The sequence below is a fragment of the Desulfosoma sp. genome, from assembly GCA_037481875.1.
In the GTDB taxonomy this organism is placed as follows: Bacteria; Desulfobacterota; Syntrophobacteria; order Syntrophobacterales; family DSM-9756; genus Desulfosoma.
Genome location: JBBFKY010000007.1, coordinates 133,780 through 154,515, shown reverse-complemented (window position 1 = coordinate 154,515; position 20,736 = coordinate 133,780). Strand labels below are relative to the sequence as shown.

Below are 20,736 nucleotides of genomic sequence, written 5' to 3'. Positions count from 1 at the left end.
AATCGATAGCGTGATCGCATATGGAGATTGGACTAACCCCCTTATTCATTATGGCTGTTATTTTTAGCCTTTTGGTGATGGGTCTGGTGAAAGATCCCATTTGGAGTATTGCGGGGTATCTCATTGTTTACACACTTTATAACCCTGATGTCTGGTGGGCGCTTCGTATCGGCCAGTTTCTACCTCGGCCCTCTCTGATCGCCGCCGTTGTTGTGGCTGCCGCGACGTTTTCGCATCCTCATAAGCTTCAATGGAAAATTTCCTTAAGAGAGTTTGAATTGTACCTCTTTTTAGCTCTCTGTTGGTTCGTTTCATTCGTTTTCGGCGTTGGAGTCCACGATGAGGCGCGTCAATATTTGGAAAAGATGACTAAGGTATTTATTTTTGTTTTCTTTCTCCTTCGGGTTGTGAACACGCTGAGAAACTATCGAATCGTTCTGGCAACCCTTATTGCCTGCGGTATCTTACTGGCCTGGCAAAGCCGCTTTTATGGAGCGATGTTTGACGGCAGGTTGGACAATTTCGGAGGTGTTGATTTCAACGAGGCCAACGGATTTGCGGCCTTTCTTGCGCTCTGTATCTGCCACCTGGGATTTCGGTTCCTGAAAATGCCGTGGTGGGCGAAAGGGCTTGCCGCGATAGGTCTGGCTATACTGCTGAATGGTCTCATTCTTACACAGTCGAGGAGTATTTTTCTGGGAATGGTGTTGGCGGTGCCGGCGGTAGTGTACAGAACGGTTGGTTGGTCCAGAATTCGGATCATTGTCGCCGTTTTATTGGGAACCGTGCTTTTCTTCAGTTTGGCCCACAAGCAATTTTGGGAAAGGATGCAAACCATTCAATCCCAGGAAGATGCGGGACGAGTCGGTCGTCTCGCATTCTGGAGGGCCTCTGTTCTCATCTTCAAAGATCACCCGCTAGGGGTTGGAGTGAAAAATTTTCAGCATATGATCGGGATCTACGATCCGCAACATGCAGGAAGAGACGCTCATAATAGCTACGTTCTGTGCTATAGTGAACTGGGTGTTTTGGGAATCGGTCTGTTTCTCGTTATCATCACCAAGGCAGTGTTCCAAACGCAACGAATCATTCGACTCGTTAAAAAATGGGACACAAAAGGGGAGGATATTCTCTTTTGGGCTATTCCTTTGGAAGCAACATTTATTATCTACTTATTAGGATATATGATGACCCATAGCAATCTTTACACTGAAATGTTATGGATTCTTCTGGCTTTGCCAATATGCTTTGAAAACGCATGGAAACTTTACGGAAAAGAAGAAGGCCGTGACAGTATCGGACGGTAAGGATGGCCCATGAAATATCAAGACCTTTTCGGCGTCTTGCGAGGCATGATTCATTTTAGATGTCAAAGTGGTCTCAAAGAGACGGTATTGCTAGCTGGATTTCCTAGGGGCGGGACGACGTGGCTTTCAGAGATAATTAATTATTGGAACGATTATAGGTACATGTTCGAGCCCTTCTATTCGAGGTATGTGCCCTCTTTAAAAAAATTATCGTCAGAAACTTATTTAAGGCCTGGAGACAATGTGCCGTGGACGAATCTAGTAATGATCGATCGAATTATGACGGGTCGCATAAGAAACCCGTGGATTGACCGATTCAATAGGAAAATATGTTATGAAAACATACTGATTAAAGACATTCGCATACACCTGGCGTTAGGATGGCTCAAGGAAAGGTTTCCAGCATTGAAAGTCATTTTGCTGCTTCGACATCCGTTCGCGGTGGCTGTGTCGTTGCAGAAAATTGGTTGGAGGCCGGGCGTTAAGAAGTATTGCAGACATCAGAAACTGGTCGAGGATTACTTGAAACCCTATGTGGAACCGATGCTTGGGACGAGAAGCGATTTTGAAAGGTACGTTTTTTCATGGTGCGTGGAACACTACGTTCCTTTGAAACAGTTTGCCGGTCATCCGGATGTTTATGTGTGCTTCTATGAGTGGTTCTGTATGAATGTCCTGAAGGAGGCGGTTAAGCTTTTGAAGTGGTTGGGGAAACCGAGTCATGGCTTGATAGAATCGCGCCTTCGAAGACCTTCCAAAATGAGCAAGAAGCATAGCGCCGTCTACACGGGCGAAGACCTGGTGCGCAGCTGGACGAGAAGCCTTTCACAAGAGGAAGTCGGTCGTGGTGTGGAAATTCTTAGGCTTTTTAAGCTGGATTGCCTTTACGACGCAAATCCTTTCCCCCACATCCGGCCGGACACAACCCTTGCCGACTTGGCTTTAGGCTAAGAAGGGATACTGGAAATGTCTATGATGACCGGTGCTTGGGTCTATGGGCAGCCAGAGGCCTCGGCGGATATCTTTCGAAAGATGTTGGGGGGCGATGAAAGGGGCCTTGAAAATCACAAATGCTTGTCTTTTCAGGCGGGGCTGCACATGGGGTGCGTGCAACGATTCAAGGATTTGGCCTGCACCACATTGCAGACCCATAAGGCGACGTATATCCTCTTTGGCCATGTTTATTCAATCTCTGGAGTTGACACCTCCGCATCCAGCCAGAATGATGATCTGTGTCATATTTCCGATCTGTACGAAAAAGAGGGTGTAAACTTTATCCACAGATTGGATGGATCTTTCATTCTGGTCATTTTTGATCACCAAAGTCAAACTCTTTTTATTTTCAAAGATCGTCTTGGGACCAGGCCGTTGTATTATTGTGCGAAAAAAAGAGTATTTCTCTTTTCGACGAATATTCGATCTATATTAGAAACCAAAGTGTGCGCAAGGGATGTCAGTCTGCAGGGAGTGGACTTATTTCTCTCCTATGGATACCTCCCAGCGCCTGAGACTTGTTTTTTAGAGATTCGACAACTCCTTCCAGGGCGGGTTCTTATCGTCAAAGACCAGCGGGTAGAGGAGCGACGCTACTGGAGGTTTACGTATGCTCAACCTCACCAGCGGATGGTTAACAATCAAGAGACGGTGAAACTTTTCAGCGATCTGACCCGGCGTGCCGTGATGAGACGACTGAAAAAACATCCGCACGCGGGTGCCTTCTTAAGTGGTGGTTTGGACACCAGCGTTTTGACGGCGATCATGAAGGATTGTGTTGGGTCGTCGTTCCCGGTCTTTACGGCAGGATTTAAAGAGAAAGCCTACGACGAAACTGAAGATGCTCGCCTTGTGGCAGAGCACCTTCAGTTGTCAATGCATACCGTGCAGGTGGACTTCAACAAGGATTTTCCTGCGCTTCTTGAAAGGATTGTCTTGCATCATGAATCCCCTTTTGCAGACACATCCGCCGTTCCATCTTTTTTTGCTGCACAGTTGGCCCGGCAGCACGTTTCGACTGTGTTAACCGGGGATTTTCCGGACCAGTTGATTGGAGGTTCAGGGCATCAGGTTTTCGCGCTTCGCCGTGCCGCCCAGGAGGGAGCCTACAAACGTTTGTTTCGTGGCAAAGTGGCTCAGTCACTGGCGAGGAAGCTTCCCTTAAAGACAGAGGGACGTCGTTTTGCTGATCGCATTAAACGGCGTCTATATCGGGAATGCTTCCCGCTGGAAGAACAGAGAGTGCTGCTCTCAATGCCGGTGCCTCCTCTTCTCAAGAGGGCCTTGTATAGCAAAGACATGCTGGAGATGGAAAAAAGATTCGACCCGTTGGAACACGCGAGGACTCTGTTTGCCGAAGTCCGTGAGGAAAGCCTTCTGAACAAGATTCTATACTTTGACATGTTTTCGTATGCACCGTTTGATCTCATGGTCAAGGTGGATCGAATGTGCACGGCTAATGGCCTCAATGCTGTCAGCCCCTTCCATGATCGCGACCTTGTTGAGTTCGTCGCCGCTCTTCCAGAGGAACTGAAAATCAATGGCAATGAAAGAAAAGTGATTATGCGCCGTGCATTCGGATCTTTGCTTCCCGAAAGGACATTGATCAAGCCTAAGCAAGGTTTTGCCATGCCCATCGGGGAATGGTTAATGCATCGCCTTTCTTCCTATGTAAGGGACGTATTACTCGATCGGCGAACTCTGCAACGGGGGTATTTCAATCCTGGTTTTGTCCATAAGATGGTTGAGGCTTTCCTGGCGGGACAAACGGACTATGCCAGCGGTTCGGAAGCAACGATGATCTCTTTGCTCACCCTTGAACTGTGGCACCGTCAATTCGTAGATGAGTGACAGGCGTGCATGGCTCAAACCAAAGTGACATGCGGTTCCGCCGGTGAAAGGTATTTGTATGTGTGGAATTTGCGGGCTTTTTGACATCGATGGCGCACCGATCAAGCGTGAGCTTCTTGTGGCGATGAACGAGACGCTCGTGCATCGTGGACCGGACGAAGAAGGGTATTATCTGGAGGGTCCTCTAGGTCTTGCCCATCGGCGGTTGAGCATCATCGACTTACACACCGGCCGACAACCGATTGCCAATGAAGATGGCAGCAAAGTGATCGTTTTCAACGGGGAGGTTTACAACTTTAAAGAGCTGCGCCCCCATCTTGCCGCGAGAGGTCATGTTTTCAAAACGCTTACGGATACAGAGGTCATTCTTCATGCTTTTGAAGAGTGGGGAGAAGCCTGCCTTGAAAAACTCCGCGGCATGTTTGCGTTTGCCATATGGGATGCTCGAGAGCGCACACTTTTTCTCGCTCGAGATCGACTCGGTAAAAAGCCTTTATACTATGCCGTGATGGGGTCCACCTTTGCATTCGCCTCGGAAATCAAGGCTCTGATGGTTTTGCCTCATTTCCAAAAAGACATCGACCTACATGCATTTTCTGACTACCTTTCTCTTGGCTACGTGCCTGCCCCTAAGACTATTTTCCAAGCGGTCAATAAACTTCCCGCCGCCCATTATCTCATGTGTTCCCTTAAGGGCGTAGTGGTTCGAGAGTATTGGGACCTGGAATTTTCTCCAGAAGAGAATCTGTCAGAAAAGGAGTGGTCAAAGCTTCTCTATGAAAATTTATTGGAATCGGTGCGATTACGTCTTGTCAGCGAAGTTCCTTTGGGGGCTTTTTTGAGTGGAGGAATCGATTCGAGCCTGATTGTGGCATTGATGACGAAATGTTCGAGGTCATCGGTTATTACAAACAGCATCGGTTTTTCTGTTCGAAGCTACGACGAATTGGAATACGCGAGAGAGGTGGCTCAGCTCTATCACACCCAGCACCATGAATACGTTGTTTCCCCGAACATTTCCCACGTGACTGAAAAGTTGGCCTGGCATTTCGATGAGCCTTTTGCAGACGCCTCGGCTGTGCCGACTTTTTATGTGTGTCAGATGGCACGAAAGACTGTCACTGTATGTCTATCAGGAGACGGAGGGGACGAGAATTTCGCGGGATATCGACGCTATTTGTTCGAGTATCTGGAAGATTTGGTGCGTTTAGTGATTCCTGATCCCATACGTCGTTATTGTTTACGAGGTCTGGCAGAGATTTATCCAAAAGCCGATTGGCTTCCCCAACCTTTGAGGGCGAAAACCTTTTTGGGGAATGTGGCACGAGATCCGGTGGAAGGGTACTTTCGTTCTGTATCCTTCATGACGCCCGAAATGAAAAAGAAACTTATCAGCGGGGATGTGCATCGAGAATTGAAGGACTACGATACTTATGACATTTTTCGCTCCTTACTGGAGCGATGCCGTGGACTTGATGCCGTTTCGCGGGCTCAATATATTGATTTTAAAACCTATCTTCCAGAAGATATTCTCACTAAAGTGGATCGCGCGAGCATGGCCAACTCTCTAGAAGTGAGAGCTCCATTGCTCGACCATAAGCTTGTAGAACTGGCGGCCCATATTCCTCCCCGTTTCAAGCTGAGAAATCGAGCGGGGAAGTACATCTTAAAGAAGGTCGCAGCCCACCATCTTCCCCCTTCGGTGATCTTCAGACCAAAAATGGGGTTCTCCATGCCCGTGCGCGAATGGCTACGAGCGGAGCTTCGTCATCGGGTGCAGGAGACGCTTTGCGATGGGGACGCCCGCTCTCGTAACCTTCTCAACCAAAAGGTATTGAGACGCTTATGGAATGCCCATCGTGACGGGCTGGCAAACCACTCGCAGCCACTGTGGGCTTTATTCATGTTCGAGCTTTGGGCTCGCCGGCATCTCTAATAGCGAGACACTTGACCCTATGCGTGTCCTTGTCTACACGACACTTTTTCCGAATTCGGAACGTCCCAATGCGGCTATTTTTGTTAAGCAGAGGATGTGCCATTTTGCTCGACTTCCTGGACGGGAAATATGTGTCATCGCTCCAGTACCCTATTGCCCCTCCTGGTTTCGTCTGGAGCCTTGGCACACATATTCTCGAATCCCGCGGGTCGAGCACATGGAGGGCGTTTCAGTTCATCATCCCAAGTACCCTCTTATTCCCAAGTTGAGCATGCTCTTCCATGCTTATTTACTTTTTGCCGCAACGTTGCCCTTGGCTCGGAACATCCAAAAGGTTTTTCCTTTCGATCTTATTGACGGACACTACATCTATCCGGATGGTCTTGCGGCCGTTCTATTGGCAAAATACTTTCGGAAACCGGTTGTGCTTTCGGCAAGAGGTTCTGACATCAACCAGTTTGCTCGTTTTCCCCTTGTTCGTCCTCAGATTCGCTATGCCCTAAGGAATGCGGACGCCGTCATCTCGGTGTGTGAGGCCCTGAAAAGGGAGATGGTGGCCTTAGGTATTCCTTCTGAAAAAATCAACGTAATTCCAAACGGGGTTGATCCCTTGTGGTTTTCACCCGTCCCGAAAGAAGTCGCCCGCAGCCGACTGGGCGTCCCAGGCGATGCTATGATGATTCTCTCGGTTGGTAGCCTCATTCCGCGTAAAGGATTTCATTTACTGATGAAAGCTGTCGCTCAATGGGGGAATAGGCCGAGCCGGTTGCGACTCTACTTAGTTGGAGAAGGCCCAATGCGCGGGCCGCTGACTGATTTGGCGGAAGATCTAGGCATTTCAAAGCAAGTGGAGCTCGTAGGAGAAAGGCCAAACCAGGAGCTTGCCTACTGGTATAGTGCAGCAGATGTATTTTGCTTGGCGAGTGAGCGAGAGGGCTGGGCGAATGTGATCATGGAGGCCTTGGCCTGTGGGTGTCCGGTTGTCGCTACCAATGTGTATGGAGCCCCGGAGATTCTCACGAACCCGGCTGTTGGCATGCTTGTTGAGCGCACGACGGACGCCATCGCTCAGGCCCTTCGGGATGCTCTACGTACCGAATGGGACCACGTCAAGATTCGCAATCATGTAGTTCATCGGTCCTGGATGGAAGTAGCCAAAGATGTGGACCGCGTGTTTGTAGACGTTTTAACCCGAAAATCCTCACGAATATAATCTTCCGGATTGTCGAATGTCGGCGTAGAACTATAATAAAAAGGGTAATAAATGCGAGTTACCACACTAAGAATAGCTTTACTTTTCATGTGGGTGATTTTTCCCTGCGTTACGACTTCCGGGCATTCCACGGCTCTAGACATTCCACTGAATATTCGTGATGTCTCGGGGGTTCAACGGACGGGTTCCCCTGTTTCGTTTGGTATTCCATTCCCCCAAGGAGTGCTCGACCAACCTGTTGGAATCGTAGTTTACGACCCTTCTGGAAACCCTGTTCCATCTCAGTTTAAAATTTTAGAACGATGGGTCGACCACGGTCAGGATGGTTCTGTCAAATGGCTATTGGTTACATTCCTGGCCGACGTTCCACCTAATGAAAACGTGACGTACCGTCTAGGAAGGGGTGTCAATCCCTCGCCGGCCAGAGCAGCATCCTTGGAAGACGTTTATAAGCTCTGGGACGAAATCGATTTCGAAATGGTTTTGCCGGATGGTACCGTATTGCACAGAACCGAAGGGGTTCGCTCTATCATCGAAGACGGTCCTGTGCGTTGCTGTGTCAAGTTTGAAACCGATTCGAAGCCAGGACAAATCGGTTACATTGCCTGGCTCTATGCCTATGCCGGCGGCGATCGAATTGATGTGACCGTTGTCCTTAAGAACACACCGAGAACTCCTTCCGGACCTTTGTTTTTTAAAGATTTTTCTGTGCTCTGGCGCCGAAGTGGCAAAGAGTTCGAGATTGGTGGAGACAGGGGGAAAAGGTATCATGGCGTCATCGAAAAAGGAAAAAGCGTCTATCTTTACCAGGACTCAAGCGGGACGGATCGGTGGGACAAACAGGGTGAGTGGGGGGATAAAACAGGAGCTTATGTGCCATCGTATTCGCCTATATCAGATTTAGGCTACCCAGCCTTCAAGGGCTATATTGTGCAGTCCGGAAAGCGGGAGCTTGCTAGAGGAGAGCAGGCGATTGGATGGGTACGGTTGGGTGACCATGGAGTGGTTACTCGCGATTTTTGGCAGCAGTTTCCAAAGGCTGTGGAAGTTGAGGCAGACCGGATTCGTGTGCGCTTGTGGCCTCAGTACTGGAAGGCCCACGGCGGCGTCCATTGGTTGGACGACATGCAAAGGAAAGCTCATGATTTGGCCTTCTTTTACCGTCCCATCAAGGAAGCTGATGCGCTTGTCTTTAACTTTCCTTTAACTATCCATTGCGGTTTGGATTGGTATAGGCAGACAGGGGCCGTGGGGTATCTGAGTGAAAAAACGGAATTAAGAGATCAGCCGGACCCCCAAGCCCTGGGAAGACAGGAATATGGTTGGCATAAATGGGGGACATACTGGCTGGATCCCATCCGTCGACGATATCATCACTTTCCTATGGATAATTTTATAAAAACTGGAGATCCTTACGAGGCTAAAAAGATATGGCTTTTCATGCGTGGATCCGCCGGGCTTACTCCTGCATGGGTAGATCATTACAAGTTTCCGGAGGATGCCTATCTTCTTAGGCGAAACTGCTACTGCTGTCCTTTACGAGAGCCCGGATCCTATACGGAAAAAAGTGCGCATCATGGACTAATGCCTTGGAATATGGAACACTTGACCTGCCGTGAGCTTCACGATGGGTACCGGCTGTTTGGGGACCTTTTGGCTTATGACGCTGTTGATAAACTAGCCTCTTGGGTTCAGGCCTGGGTGCAGCGGCGCTCGGAAGGAAAAGTTCCAGAAACCAGGGTCGACGCTTTGCCCCAATCCGTCCTTGCCGATTCTTATCGACTTCTCGAACGGCCATTCATTCTCAACAGTATTCGAGATTATATAAACTTTATCTGGAACACCATTAATAAGGATAGAGGTTATTATATTCCAAACGTTTCTGAGAAGTATCCTGAGGGTTTTGAGAAGGTTTTCATGCTGGCCTATCTGGCCGAAGGTTTGGAGGAAAGCTACAAGCTCACTGGAGATCTTCGCTGCGTGGATATGATCTACGGCATAACGCGTTATGCCCTTCGAGAGCCCTTCATTAATTCTTGCTATGCTGTGCTCTACGAGTCGCCAATCAATCTCCAAAAGCTCCAGGAAGAGAGAGCCAAAGCGGCGAGATCCCCGACGGCGACTTGCGACTGTTCTATATACGAGGGGCAGGAGAAAACTGAATGTCGCGATTGGAGGGATTGGCGGATCAGCAGTCTTCTCTCTCTCTCTTATATTCACTACCGTGATCCGCTTTTTCTCGATACATTGAAAGCCATTGACCGCACAGTTCTACTCAAGGGTGGACGGTTGCACGCGAACACTGGGGATAGCCCAAGCCCCATTCTGGGGGTTTACGACTTTCTGCGAGAGAAAGCCCCTTTGGAAAGGGGACCATCGGTGATCAACGACTTGAAAGCGACCGTGGATAAAGATGGAAGGGTACGTCTTCAATGGACGAATCCCCCAAATGCTCATCGTTATTATATTAAATATTCTGATAAACCTATTAAAGAAAGTATTACTATTCCAGACGATATAGGAATATTTATGAACTTTTGGAGCGCTGAACCGGCGATTAACCGATATGATGCCTTGCCACGTGCAGGAAGTGCCGGGCACATGTACACTTACATTTTGCCTTATCCCGGCACGGCCCGACAGTATTGGTTTGCTGTAAAGTCTTTGGGATCCGATGGCGCTGTTTCGGGAATGTCCAACACAGTACAGGTGAGCCTCAAGAGTCTTGATGAATCCCGGAGTCCAGCCCCACCACAAAATCTAAAAATTCGAACAGAATGAACTCGGCGCTCCACATTGATGATGAGGGCAACGCAGCAGCTATCTATAAGAACATATCTTGTTCAAAAAGGAGAAAGTGAAGATTGTGGACCACGATGATATACCTCCGTAAAAATTTATCAGAAGATTTCTTGCTCAAAAAGGAGAAAATGAGCATGGCTGACGGAATACCGTTCGCTGATTTTCGCCTCGCAGAACTCGCCTTTTGAATTCCGGCTTAATATAAGTTGGTAGGTTTCTATGACAAAAGATGGGAAAAATAATTATAGATCGAAGGTCTTTCCAGAGACAGATTCCAAAGCTGGTTCAAAACAGGAGGAACACAAAGGGATTCAGTCAGCCGACAGCATTGGGGTTAACTCATGATCTGAGAAAAGACGCTCACGAGCGTCTCCTTGACTCGCGAAGTTTGCAAAGGGGGATATGGAATAAATATGATGTAAGCAATCTGTTGAGCCAACATGCCGGCAATAATATCAATCACGATCGATTGTTGTGGGGATTGATGACACTTGAATTATGGATGAGGGAGTATATTGATCGTACTTAAAATGGAAATCGTTAAACGGAATTTTTCCGATTTACGAGACAAATGTAGTGTTCTGTCGGACCTCTTCCCTAGTTGAAGGTTTTGAGTTGCCGCCTCTGGAAACTTGATCGGGAATCCTGCGAGACCAACCATGAGTTTCCAAAACACCAGAACGGTTTCTGTCGTCCACATTGTGCATTCCTTTGGAACGGGAGGTATGGAAAAGGGAATCGCTACGCTTATTGCACAGGGGAGACGCTTGTTTAAGCACCGAATTGTTTGCCTACAAGATTCAGGTGAAAGTGAACTTCTACTTCCGCAGGGAATCCCCGTCCTATCCCTGCACAAGCCGCCAGGAAATTCACTCGGATTTATCCTCAATCTCGCACGTTGCCTGAAAAGCTTGCAGCCGGATGTGGTTCACACCCGCAATTGGGGCGGGCTCGATGGTGTTGTCGCCGCGAGACTTGCGGGCATTCGCACAGTCGTTCACGGCGAACACGGATGGAGCTATGAAGATCCCTACGGTGTGAAAACCAGGCGGGTGTTTCTTCGCCGACTGTTTTCTCGTTGGGTACGCGAATACACCTGCGTTTCAAGGCAAATCAAGGAGTGGCTTCAAAATAAGGTAAAGGTTCATAGGCCTATCAATCAGATTTATAATGGAGTAGATACCCAAAAGTATAAGCCATCAGAGAATGTGAAAGATCAGCGTCGACGGCTCAACTTACCTATAGATCAATATATAATAGGAACTGTCGGGCGGTTGGACCCTATCAAAAATCATGCAACCCTTTTAAATGCTTTTTTGAAGATTCGATATGAGATTCCTGGCTCGATCTTGTTGGTTGTGGGTGAAGGGAGTGAGAGAATTCGACTAGAGAAAGCGGCCCCGGATGGAGTAGTCTTTCTTGGAAATAGACTGGATGTGCCGGAACTACTCCGGTGCTTAGATGTGTTCGTCCTTCCTTCATTGAACGAGGGTATTTCCAACACGATTCTCGAGGCTATGGCTACGGGCCTTGCTGTAGTTGCCACGAACGTCGGGGGGAATCCAGAGTTGGTTCAAGACGGTGTGAACGGAACTCTTTTTCTTCCAAGAGATGTGGACGGTCTTGCGAGGATCCTTGTGCGGTACTGGCGCGAGCCCCAGTTGAGAAGGGCTCACGGGGAAGCCGGCAGGCGGAGAGCAGTTGAGTCTTTTGGCGTTTATAAGATGGTGCATTCCTATGAAGAGGTTTATCTGAGAGTCGTTGGACTGAATACCGGGTGAGGATTGCGGTGCTGAGAAAACACCTGGTACATGAGGTAAGAAAGTAAGCTAACGGCCTTTTAACATCAATCACTGCGAAGATTTTCAAGCACCCTGAGATTTTTTGGGTGTTCCGGACGCGAATTGGAGGTTTCCTTTTGTTTTTCTGGAGTAGCTTTCGGTTGGATTCCGTGTGACCGGGTGGGTTTAAGGTAAAATCTTACGTTGTACTGAGACCAGTTCCATGCCCGGTCCCAGGCGATAGCTCTCAGGTAGTAGAAGCCTTCCTGAAAGTGATCAGCCTCTAGGAGCCAGGTAAAGGGCGGAGCAAAATCGATTTCTAAAATTTGTAGGTTTGTTCCCTCTGGAGCGATAAAGAACTCAACCATTTGAATACCAGAGGAATCTAAAGCTTGACATTCTATATTATAATTTCCTGAGATGACCTGGTCCTTGATTATGTTACATACAATGGACGGGTTCGTATATTCTAGGGCCTGTGATCCGAAAAAGAAACCAGCGGCCGTGTAGCGTTTTCTCCAGGCCCTGTTCATTGCTTCATAGCCGAGCGCGTCGAAATGAACGGTCTTACCGCCATCAGTAATATCTGCCGCCGAAGATCTCCACACACCTCTAGAACAGTATCTGCCTCCTTCTACAGGTTCAGGAGGCCAATGGGCCAGTAAAGACTGGGGAACATTCCACCCTTTAGTGTCCCTCCATTTGCGATGGCTTTTAATACCGTCCAGGTTAAGACAACGACTAGAACCAATGCATGGGGGCCCCTTAGTGTAGGTATCACAAAGCACGTCTTGATGGAACCAACCTTGATGAACGAATTCATGAGGCCCTTCGTAGCGATTGGCCGTCCTTCCAATGTAGAACCAGGCAGCACTTCTCTCACCGACTGAGTGGGTCGTGTTCCCACCGGTTATGGGGTCGCGGTCGATGATGCAATAAGGAAAGACCAGACATGCGAGAGCAGCAGCCCATGTTTTTTTGACCGGGATAAAATCGCATTTTTGAAGTCCCAGCTGGCTTATAACGTTGTTGATTAGTATAACGATTTCGTCTTTTGTTTTTACTTGTCTGTCCTTATCCCAAACAGGCACATCACATCTACCATTGTCATCTGTAAGAATGAAAACGTCAAAGTAATTCCTGTGATCTTGGAACCAGTTATTGCCTTCGGTGACTCCGCCGAGACCGAACATATCGTTTGTCTGCTGAACGGCTTTCTGAAGGAATAGACTTCGATGCGAAGGAGCAAATCCACTTGGGAACCAAATGATACTCATCTTGTGAGCTTCTGATCCTTGGTGGTACTTAGTGATTGTGTAGCGGCACTGACAGAAAACCAAATCTGGAAGAATCCCCACAATAAAAAGGCATAGAATCGCCGTCAAGGTCGGCGGGATGGAGGATGGGGAATGAGGCCGGTTTTTTTGTTTCTTTTGAGGGCTAAATTGGTGCATCCTCACTCTCCTCCTATGGAGGTCAAAACAAGAAATTATGGCGAGGGCTTGGAAATCGGGGTAGCGGTTAGTCGGTGTCGGAATTCCAGCCCTCCAGGGAAAGACCGTATTGCCTGCAGGCATTACACCTGCGAATCAAGTGCTTGTTGTCTATTGGAAACGAATGCTTTTCGCAATCACTGTCGGCGAAATTTTTGAAATGATCAAGTCTTTTTCGCATAAGTTTTTGCGTGTGAAACGTGTTCAACAGCGTAACGACCCTGAGTATTCGTTTTCCACAGCATGATCTTGTTGCAAGGAGCCGTGAACATTTTTTCTTCACGATGTGAAGAAAAGACAGAGAAACCTGTCAAAAGGGGACAGATGTTGGTCGCTATAGCCCTCTGGAGCATGCTGGGGGTACTTTATACAAAGACTGAGGTCGGATTCGCAGCAGACCCGTCATGCTTTGAATTATCGTCCCCGGTACCACACATTGTTCAGCACCCCGACTGGAGAAGATTTAAGATTCTGGTCTGGCCGTTCCAAACAGACGTACTGGATGACTTCCCTCTTTATCAAGAGCTAGGATTGGGCGGCTTTCAAATAGACCGCGGTGCCAAAGAGGAAAGAAAAGTCCAGCTCTCATTGGAACGGCAATTTCCTTACTACGTCGGTCACGTTGCCGGAAAAGGTTTCCTCTACCTCACTGGGAAAAATCGTGCGGAGGTCATCGGGAAAAAAGAACTCAGCGTGCGCCCGCACAGCCTTGCGGACCCGAAAACAATCCAGGCGATGCGGGAAGTGATGAGAGAGAACATCGAGGTTACGCGACATGGATTTGTCCTTGCCTATGCCTTGGACGACGAGATTTCTCTGGGTAGCTTCTCAAGCCCTTGCGATGTCGATCTTCATCCTCTTTCGCTCGCATGGTTTCGAGAGTGGCTCAAGACCAAGTACCCGAACATCGAAGCGCTAAACAATCAATGGGGGACCAACTATGCGAAATTTGACGATGTTCTTCCACGGAGCTTCGAACAGGTGCGCGCACAAGTGGCCCAGACGCCCATTTGGGCATGGAATTTGTCCGCATGGATGGATTTCCGGCAATTCATGGATGTTCAGTTCGCTTGCGTTTTGCGGGACTTAGTTGGCTACGCAAATGTTCTTGATCCCAAAACACCCACTGGTTTTGTTGGCGGGCAGGCTCCGAGCCCTTGGGGCGGGTACGACTATGCGTTGCTGAGCCGGGCGGTACAGTGGATGGAGGCTTACGACATCCACGGTGCCGACGAGTTGCTTCGATCATGGTGGAACGAACCTCGAAAGCTGAGAATGCATACCTTTTTTAGCACGGGAAATCTCAAATTGGACTCTTGGTTTTTATGGCGAACGCTTGTGCATGGAAATCAGGCGGTTGTGGCATGGCCGAAGGGATGGTTTCATGTTGAAGACAGTCAGATAGCCCCCTATGTCCGCCAGCTAAAAGATCTTTTCATGGAAATTCAGGGGCCCGTTAGCGAACCTTTCGTCTCGCCCAACTCCAGGTTTGAACCCGACCCCATCGGTATCTATTATTCACATCCAAGTGTCCAGGTCGGTTGGGCTATGGATGCCGAAACCCATGGGAAATCTTGGCCCCTTCGTAAAGGTTCCATAGACAATGAAAACCAAACTTTGGGCGTTCTCAGAAAAGTTTGGTGCAAAACTCTTGAGGACCTAGGTTACCAATATGATTTCGTCAGCTACATGGACGTGTTAGACGGCCGGATCAACTTATCCGAACGCTTCAAAGTGATCGTGCTTCCTCGTGTCATGAGTTTGTCGGAAAAAGAAGCGAAGGAGTTGCGGCAGTTCGTCGAGAGAGGAGGGGTTTTGATCGCTGATGCTCTTTGCGGAGTGCTGGACGAGCATGGGAAAGGGCGCTTCAGAGGACTTTTAGACGATCTTTTTGGTATCACCCGTGATTGGAATTTGGGGGTTTTAAACGGCAAGGGGGTGACAGAAATCGATGGGGAAAGATACAAAGAACCCTTTTTAAAAAGGCTCGGTAATTACGCTGGAGCTTTGCGTTACGAGGGAATAGTGGTCTACGAGAGGGGAATACATCATCTAAAAGAGCAGAAGGCGATCGTGGTGCACGACCCTGTCGATCCCCTACGAAAAGCTTCGGTGTTTGTTTCATCTCCGTATGGGCAAGGCAAGGCCTTTTACTTGAATCTTACTCCAGTGGAGTACTGGGCTCCTGAAAGACGTTTTGGAACCTTTGGGCGCACGTGGCGCGCACTTGTACGGGGAATTTTGCAAGAGGCCGGATTGGAACCTCGTGTTTCGGTATACGAAAACGGCTCATCGGTCCATATGATCGAAAGTCTTTTTTGGAAGAAAGGAAGTCGTATCTATTTAGCGCTCGTCAAAAATCCCACCGCTGAACCTGATAAGCCAAGGTTCAAAGTGTATGATCAGGCAGAAGGCGTGACCGGCAATCCCGTTACGGTTAGAATGAAGTTTGCGAACAAGGTGCACCTCCTTGATCTCCGTTCAAATCGGGACTTAGGTCTGGACTCTTGCTTTGATATCCAATTCAAACCGTGGGAGGCCTCCGTCTTTGAGATAACCCGTGAGGTTATTGAATAAGGATGAAAATTTTACCAGGCTCCAACGGCAAAATAACCTATTCCCACAGGGAATTCTGGTAGAGGCTCTTGCGCGTCTTCTTGTCCTTCTGCGTAAAGAGTGATGTGCCCATGACCAAAACTAGAATATTCTGCCATAATCATAGGATGAGGGCGACTGATAAACTGTTGAGGCATAATAAAAAAGATCAAGGGGCGTTGCATTCCTTCAGAATAAAAAGGTATGTCTTGAGTCGTCGAATATGAGGACATTGACGAATGATCGACCTCGAAAGGGACTCCACCGATGTTTGTGCTCACAGGCTCGATCGCCAAATAGCAGACGGCAACGGCGGTCCCTTCGGGTTGTTGTCCATGACCTTTCAAAGAATCCTCGAAAAGGAGCATAAACCCATCATTGCTGACGCTGAAGACTTGAATAAAAGATGAGCCGGTAGGGACTCCCTGATCACAAACCTGTGCAAAGACTACGGGAATGTTCTCAAAACTCTCTGAAAAGCTTACAGCAACAAGGGGTGGAGGCGTTTTGATACCAATCTTTGCTGCTTCTAAATGTAACCCTTCTTGAAAGTGGTGGTGTCCTGCTTCCACGGCGATATAAGCCACATCCTCATCATCATGCCATCCATCCTTGGAATCCCATTCAACGAGCCGGAGCCTAGCCTTATTGTCTTGTAGCATTTCAATACGCACCGAAAATGGGTCACTGTCGTTTCGGCTAATGGGGAAAGCTACCATTACAGGGTCTTGAAAGTCCCCATTCAAGAAAACGTCCACGCCGGCATCATTGACGGTCACAATACCGATTTCAAGAGATGATGACGTGATAGGAAGCCCGGTTTTCGACAGAAGGTCGAAGACAATCCAATTGTCAGAAAAATTGGATGTATGACTGCTGGCACCACCGTAAGCGGCTTCATTAACGTGCTTGCTGTCCTGTATGAAGTCGACGGAGGTCGTCGCAGATCCATCCTTTGCGTTTTGCTGTTCACTTCCACCAATACTTGAGAAATAGTGCAGTCTCTGTTTCTCCCTCGAAGTGACAAGTGAATCACCCAGTGTACGGTAGATAATTTGTTCGGAATAGGTACTTTCTTCTCCATGGGTATTATAGGCAGTAGCAGCAAAGTAGAGTGTGGAACCGTCAGGGAGATTGGATAACGTTACTGTTGTCGTTTTGCCGACGTCCACACGATATGCGTATTGGTGCGGTTCGTATCCCACATAAACTATATATCCTGCAACATCCTGGCTGGGACTTGGGTCCCAGCTTAGCGTCAGAGTGGCTGCATGTCCGTGGTACTGTGGCATGAATATCATAACAGAACATATCGTTATGCTAATAAGTATATATCTAAAAGGCCTCATAATATCTCCTTGTCGCATCAGTTTGCTTCGAAAAAGGCTAAGCCGTGGTTCTTTGTCAAATGGGCATAAAGCCGCCTAACGATACGATCCCTACTGTTCATCTTTTTTATCGGATTCGCAATCAAAAGTCTTGAGTCAAAAAGCGGATGTCCCCGTGTCGTTTTTGGATCGCGCTTTTAACGAGCGGGGCGATCGTAAAATGTCAGCTCACATTCGAGCCTTTTCACGGTTGAATCCATGCGGGTGGTGAAATGAAAGTCCTTATTGCGTTAAGCGTTTGGATAACAATGTGTACGCAGGCGCTTTGGGCGCTGGAATCGCGCGAGGTCCTGGTGATCGCTAATCGCAATGCGTCGGAAAGCGTGGGGCTTGCTCGCTATTACATGAACAGACGGGGGATTCCCGAGGAAAACCTGGTTTTGCTTTGGGTAACGGATCAGGAAACCTGTTCCCGAGATGATTATGATCGACGCATCGCCGCACCTGTTCGGCGCGCGGTGCAGGAGCATCGGCAACGGGGTGGAAGTGTGCGCTGTCTCCTGACCGTCCGTGGAATTCCCCTTCGTGTGGCACCCCCGGGATTTAGCGACGAGGAGAAGACCCGCAAGGCAAGCCTTGAAAAGGAACTGAAGAGTCTCAAAGAGACCTTGGCCCACGTGGATAAGGATTCCCCTGAGGCTGCTCGCATTCGAAAAGAAATGGAGTCGCGACAGGAATCGATCAGGAAGCTTTCCAAGGAAAACCAAAGCGCCGCGGTGGATTCGGAATTAACCCTCGTTTTGGAACCCGAGTATCCCCTGGAAGGCTGGATTCCCAACCCCATGTTTGTGGGTTTTCGAGACCGTTCAAAGATCGGTTTTCCCAAGACGGTTTTTATGGTTGCCCGTTTGGATGGGCCCAGTGCCGACATTGTGAAACGGCTGGTAGATGATGCCATGGCTGCCGAAGAAAGGGGCCTTTCAGGAACGGCTTATTTCGATGCCCGTTGGCCAAGACCGCAAGCTGAAAAAATGCAAAAGCTGGACGGAGGCTATGGGTTTTACGACGCGTCCATTCATTTGGCGGCGGAAGTCGTCCATAAGCGTGGGCGACTTCGCGTCGTGGTGGATGATCGTCAAGAACTTTTTCAGCCGGGGCAAGCCCCGCAAGCGGCGCTCTATTGCGGCTGGTACAGCCTGGGGCGTTATGTGCCGGCTTTTTCCTGGGTACGGGGCGCCGTGGGTTACCACATAGCCAGCAGTGAATGCTCGACGCTTCGAGCCGGATCCAGCCAGGTGTGGTGTAAGCGCATGCTGGAAGAAGGGGTGGCCGCGGTCGTGGGACCTGTGGAAGAACCCTATGTGCAGGCTTTTCCCGTTCCACACCTTTTCTTTCACTTTCTGACGGATGGGCGCTACAGCCTGGCGGAAGCCGTTTTTCTTTCGCTTCCCAACGTGTCGTGGCGCATGATCCTTGTCGGGGACCCTCTTTACCGACCCTTCGGCACATCGGATGGATGAAAGACCGCGATGGCCGAAGAGAGAGTTTCTTTCTTAGGGGCGAAGGTCCATTTCCTTGAGTTTGTAAAGGAGGGTTCGGTAGCTGATTTTGAGGATTTTGGCGGCTTCGCGTCGGTTCCAGTTCACTTCTCGAAGGACGTATTCCAAAATGGCCCTTTCCACCCGTTCGACGGCTCGATCCCGAATTTCCTTCAAGGAAGGAAAACTTTGGCCTCTTTCGATGATGGCCCGAATCTCTTGGGTGGCCTTAAGGACGATGGCGTCTTCCGGAGGACGCGGGCCGTTACCCTTGGTGTCTCCAGGGATAGGCTCTTCCAAGGATCGCTGAATCTCGTTTTCGATTTCAGCCTCATTGCGCAGCACGTAAAGCCTTTTGAGATAGTTTTCCAGCTCCCTGACGTTTCCCGGCCAGTGATAGGCTCGAAAAAGTTTCATGAGACGGTCGGAAACGGGGTAGGGTTCAAGGCCGTGTTCCTTTTTGAAAACCTTCGTAAAGAAGTGGATCAGTGGTTCCAGGTCTTCCTTGCGTTCTCTTAAAGGCGGCACCGGAATGCTGATGGTGTTGATACGAAAATAAAGATCTTCTCGAAAACGGCCCCGCTGAACCTCCGTTTCCAGATTGATGTTCGTCGCCGTGATGACCCTGGCTCTGGTGTGGATTTCCTGGTTTCCCCCGATACGGGGAAATTTCATGTCCTGAAGCACCTGCAGGAGTTTCGACTGCATGGGTAAAGGGATTTCCCCGATTTCATCCAAAAAAATCGTTCCTTCCCCCGCCGCCTCAAACTTGCCTTTCTTGAGGCGATCCGCCCCCGTAAAAGCCCCCTTTTCGTAGCCGAAAAGTTCCGATTCCATCAGTTCGCCGGGCAAAGCCGCACAGTTGACTTTGAGAAAAGGCTGTTCGCGCCTGCGCGAATGATAATGCAGCGCGCGGGCGACCAGTTCTTTACCGACGCCGCTTTCCCCGGTGATGAGCACCGTCAGGTTGACGTCCGCCACCCGACGTACCAGCTGCCGTATTTTTTCGATGGACGGGCTGATTCCGATGATCTGCGGTTCCGTCACGGCCCGAATGTGTCCTCTCTTTGACGGGTGAGAGTCAGCTTCTTGCCCCCATTTTGCCGGAACAGATCACACATGCGGGGCTGATTTTCAGCCACGTTCCAGCAGGGTTTCCACGGCTGCAGCCAAATCTTTCAAGTCAAAAGGTTTGGAAAGCACCCGATCGGCATGCTCCTGTTGAGCCAGTTTTTCCGGGGAATTTCCGTAGCCGGTGATGCATACCACAGGCACTTCCGGAGAACGTTCTTTACTCAGCTTGACCAGGCCGATCCCGCTCACATAAGGAAGCATCACGTCGACGATGATCAGGTCAAAGGGTTCCCGGTCCATGCATTCCATACCTTCCAGGCCGTCGGAAGCGAGCACCACGTCATGCCCCACTTCCTGCAGGAACGCGCCGAGCAGTTCCCTCAACCCGTCGTCGTCTTCAATCACCAAGATTTTCGCCATGAGCGGATGGTCCCCTCCATGAAAGGGGTTGCGCCGTGGTTGACCACGAATTCGATCGCCGATCGGTCCACATTGGACCGGTGCAGCCATGATTTAAACGGGACTTTACAGGCACCGGCCGATGCGTGTCAACGGAAAAGCATCCAGGAGTATGCAAAAAATTGCATACGGCCAAGCTAAAGGAGAGGGAGTAGATGGACGGATGTGAAGGGGAGGTTGGTCTATAACACGTCGAGATGATTGTTTTTTTGTTTTGGTATGGAACAAGGGGTCGAGTGGGAAAAAGGCTGGGGCGCACGGCTTTTAGAAGAAAAGAAAAGCGGAAGGATCAGGATTGAGGAAGAGGGTTGCACATGAGTGTGCAAAAAGGTGATCTATGGGTAGGGGTTTTAGGCACCTTATTGC

Annotated in this window: 13 protein-coding genes; 9 read left to right on the top strand and 4 right to left on the bottom strand. The window is 49.2% G+C overall.

Going from position 1 to position 20,736, the window contains the following annotated elements; genetic code table 11:
- Positions 1-20: 20 nt before the first annotated feature.
- From WHS46_10855 to WHS46_10825, 7 genes are all read left to right on the top strand, one after another.
- Positions 21-1,307, top strand: a complete 1,287-nt coding sequence (locus tag WHS46_10855) for an O-antigen ligase family protein (protein ID MEJ5349171.1) — start codon at positions 21-23, stop codon at positions 1,305-1,307.
- A gap of 9 nt (positions 1,308-1,316) precedes the next feature.
- Positions 1,317-2,258: a sulfotransferase domain-containing protein gene (locus WHS46_10850; protein MEJ5349170.1), complete on the top strand. Its 942-nt coding sequence runs from the start codon at positions 1,317-1,319 to the stop codon at positions 2,256-2,258.
- A gap of 21 nt (positions 2,259-2,279) precedes the next feature.
- Entirely contained in the window at positions 2,280-4,151 is a 1,872-nt protein-coding gene (locus WHS46_10845) for an asparagine synthase-related protein (GenBank protein MEJ5349169.1), read from the top strand.
- 58 nt (positions 4,152-4,209) lie between these two features.
- Positions 4,210-6,087 carry an asparagine synthase (glutamine-hydrolyzing) gene (gene asnB, locus WHS46_10840; GenBank protein ID MEJ5349168.1) on the top strand — a complete coding sequence of 626 codons (1,878 nt, stop codon included), beginning with the start codon at positions 4,210-4,212 and terminating at the stop codon, positions 6,085-6,087.
- Entirely contained in the window at positions 6,002-7,300 is a 1,299-nt protein-coding gene (locus WHS46_10835) for a glycosyltransferase family 4 protein (GenBank protein ID MEJ5349167.1), read from the top strand. Before asnB ends, WHS46_10835 begins: the two co-directional genes overlap by 86 nt.
- 51 nt (positions 7,301-7,351) lie before the next feature.
- Entirely contained in the window at positions 7,352-10,081 is a 2,730-nt protein-coding gene (locus tag WHS46_10830; GenBank protein ID MEJ5349166.1) for a hypothetical protein, read from the top strand.
- A 746-nt stretch (positions 10,082-10,827) separates the two neighbouring features.
- Positions 10,828-11,883, top strand: a complete 1,056-nt coding sequence (locus WHS46_10825) for a glycosyltransferase (protein MEJ5349165.1) — start codon at positions 10,828-10,830, stop codon at positions 11,881-11,883.
- A 65-nt stretch (positions 11,884-11,948) separates the two neighbouring features.
- Here WHS46_10825 and WHS46_10820 read toward each other — a convergent pair whose 3' ends face one another.
- Positions 11,949-13,337: a hypothetical protein gene (locus tag WHS46_10820; protein ID MEJ5349164.1), complete on the bottom strand. Its 1,389-nt coding sequence runs from the start codon at positions 13,335-13,337 to the stop codon at positions 11,949-11,951.
- A 303-nt stretch (positions 13,338-13,640) separates the two neighbouring features.
- Here WHS46_10820 and WHS46_10815 point away from each other — a divergent pair, with 303 nt between their 5' ends.
- Positions 13,641-15,953, top strand: coding sequence for an alpha-amylase family protein (locus WHS46_10815; GenBank protein MEJ5349163.1), 2,313 nt, complete (start codon positions 13,641-13,643; stop codon positions 15,951-15,953).
- Positions 15,954-15,964: 11 nt separating this feature from the next.
- Here the strand turns inward: WHS46_10815 and WHS46_10810 are convergent, their stop codons facing one another.
- On the bottom strand, positions 15,965-17,176 hold the full coding sequence (locus WHS46_10810; protein MEJ5349162.1) for a hypothetical protein: 1,212 nt from the start codon (positions 17,174-17,176) through the stop codon (positions 15,965-15,967).
- Between the two features lie 395 nt (positions 17,177-17,571).
- On the opposite strand from WHS46_10810, the gene WHS46_10805 reads away from it, so the two are divergent.
- Positions 17,572-18,819: a TIGR03790 family protein gene (locus tag WHS46_10805; protein ID MEJ5349161.1), complete on the top strand. Its 1,248-nt coding sequence runs from the start codon at positions 17,572-17,574 to the stop codon at positions 18,817-18,819.
- A 33-nt stretch (positions 18,820-18,852) separates the two neighbouring features.
- Here the strand turns inward: WHS46_10805 and WHS46_10800 are convergent, their stop codons facing one another.
- Both WHS46_10800 and WHS46_10795 read right to left on the bottom strand, forming a co-directional pair.
- The gene (locus tag WHS46_10800; GenBank protein MEJ5349160.1) at positions 18,853-19,884 is read right to left on the bottom strand and encodes a sigma-54 dependent transcriptional regulator; all 1,032 of its coding nucleotides are present in this window, start codon (positions 19,882-19,884) and stop codon (positions 18,853-18,855) included.
- A gap of 87 nt (positions 19,885-19,971) precedes the next feature.
- Positions 19,972-20,331, bottom strand: a complete 360-nt coding sequence (locus WHS46_10795) for a response regulator (protein MEJ5349159.1) — start codon at positions 20,329-20,331, stop codon at positions 19,972-19,974.
- Between the last annotated feature and the right edge of the window lie 405 nt (positions 20,332-20,736).

Bases quoted from the DNA above. Each gene is read 5' to 3' on its own strand.
- WHS46_10855 (MEJ5349171.1), top strand. From the start codon at position 21: ATGGAGATTGGACTAACCCCCTTATTCATTATGGCTGTTATTTTTAGC.
- WHS46_10850 (MEJ5349170.1), top strand. From the start codon at position 1,317: ATGAAATATCAAGACCTTTTCGGCGTCTTGCGAGGCATGATTCATTTT.
- WHS46_10845 (MEJ5349169.1), top strand. From the start codon at position 2,280: ATGATGACCGGTGCTTGGGTCTATGGGCAGCCAGAGGCCTCGGCGGAT.
- asnB (MEJ5349168.1), top strand. From the start codon at position 4,210: ATGTGTGGAATTTGCGGGCTTTTTGACATCGATGGCGCACCGATCAAG.
- WHS46_10835 (MEJ5349167.1), top strand. From the start codon at position 6,002: ATGCCCATCGTGACGGGCTGGCAAACCACTCGCAGCCACTGTGGGCTT.
- WHS46_10830 (MEJ5349166.1), top strand. From the start codon at position 7,352: ATGCGAGTTACCACACTAAGAATAGCTTTACTTTTCATGTGGGTGATT.
- WHS46_10825 (MEJ5349165.1), top strand. From the start codon at position 10,828: ATGGAAAAGGGAATCGCTACGCTTATTGCACAGGGGAGACGCTTGTTT.
- WHS46_10820 (MEJ5349164.1), bottom strand. From the start codon at position 13,337: ATGCACCAATTTAGCCCTCAAAAGAAACAAAAAAACCGGCCTCATTCC.
- WHS46_10805 (MEJ5349161.1), top strand. From the start codon at position 17,572: ATGAAAGTCCTTATTGCGTTAAGCGTTTGGATAACAATGTGTACGCAG.
- WHS46_10795 (MEJ5349159.1), bottom strand. From the start codon at position 20,331: ATGGCGAAAATCTTGGTGATTGAAGACGACGACGGGTTGAGGGAACTG.